2 protein-coding genes are annotated in these 1,218 nt (G+C 40.4%); both read left to right on the top strand.

Going from position 1 to position 1,218, the window contains the following annotated elements; genetic code table 11:
* On the top strand, positions 1–793 hold a 793-nt coding region (locus AC1DVH_RS31380; protein ID WP_477757058.1), incomplete at its 5' end, for a hypothetical protein.
* Positions 790–1,218 (top strand): hypothetical protein (locus tag AC1DVH_RS31375; protein WP_477757057.1); only part of this gene is annotated, 429 nt, incomplete at its 3' end. The genes AC1DVH_RS31380 and AC1DVH_RS31375, both read left to right, overlap by 4 nt.

Raw genomic sequence — 1,218 nt, 5'->3', positions numbered from 1 at the left:
TAGATCTGGTACTCAGCCTTTGGGGTTAGTTTTAAGAATGGTTAAATACGGGTTGGACTCAGAGAACTTGTCAAGTATGTACAACAGGGAGAGTGGTATTTATGGATTGGCAAGTCTGTCGTCGAAAAGCGATGTAACTGTTGAAAAGATACTTGGTGATGAGAATTTACAATCCGCCAAAAACGCCTATTTATTGTCTATCGCTACTGAGTTATTTAAGGCGGTTTCTGTTGTGCCCGGAATTTCGAATTTTGTATTTTCTGGTGGGTTGGCTACCAAGCATAGATGGATTGGTCCTGAGCTTTTATATAGGGCTAAGGTGATAAATTTAGACGCAAGCAGGAACTTAATTAGAAAATTTGAAAATGATCAGGATTTTGTTAGAGATGAGCAGGGGGTTGATGTAGTTCTTGTTGATATAGATGAGCAAAATTTGATACGTAAGGAAATGAATGCTTGTAGAGATGGATGTGTAATGTTTGAGTTGTCTGATGGGGTGTGCGAAGTTCCAGGTACGTCTGTTGGTATTGTTAGAGAAGGGGCGAAGGGTTGGGGGGCAGGAAATATATGTTTGAGCTTTTCGGATTCTGTCTTTAGTTTTGATAATAGTAACTTGCCAGAAGCTTTCATTTTCTTTGGGGGCGATAGAGATGCTTTTTTTATAAGGGCAGTATTCGCAAGAGTTATGAAGGTGCCCGCGATTTTTATCGGGGATAATGACTTTGATGTGTGTCCAATTATAAATAAAAAGATACTCCTTGATACTCCAACAAAAATGGCGGTTGAACTATGAAGCAGCGTATTTACCGTATTCTAAATGAATTATATTCCCGTGTGGAGGATAGGCGCGCTTTGTATGGACAATGCCTTTCATTACTTTCTGAGAGTAAAAGTTCAGATGGGCGATATGGTTATATTTCCAAACTGAACAAATCGCTTAAATGTGAGAGGGAAGGGAAGATTGGCGATGCTCGCGCGTGGGGTATTTTGACATTGTGTGATCTAACCGACGAGGTAGTCAAAGTACGAGAAYAATTGGTAGCTAGTAGTATTGGTTTTAGCCCTTTAGAAAGAGATCTAAAAATAGCTTTAAGTTTGCCTGGTGAACAGACTGAATGTAACGAGATAGACTGGGCTGCGTTTGGCTTTTGTAGTGTGGAGAGTATCCATGGCAGGGCTGTTGATTGTACTCAAGTGCGCGAAAGACTTGAAAGTCTG

Source organism: Pseudomonas sp. P4_C3, assembly GCF_056402075.1.
This window is presented reverse-complemented; position numbering and strand designations above follow the sequence as displayed.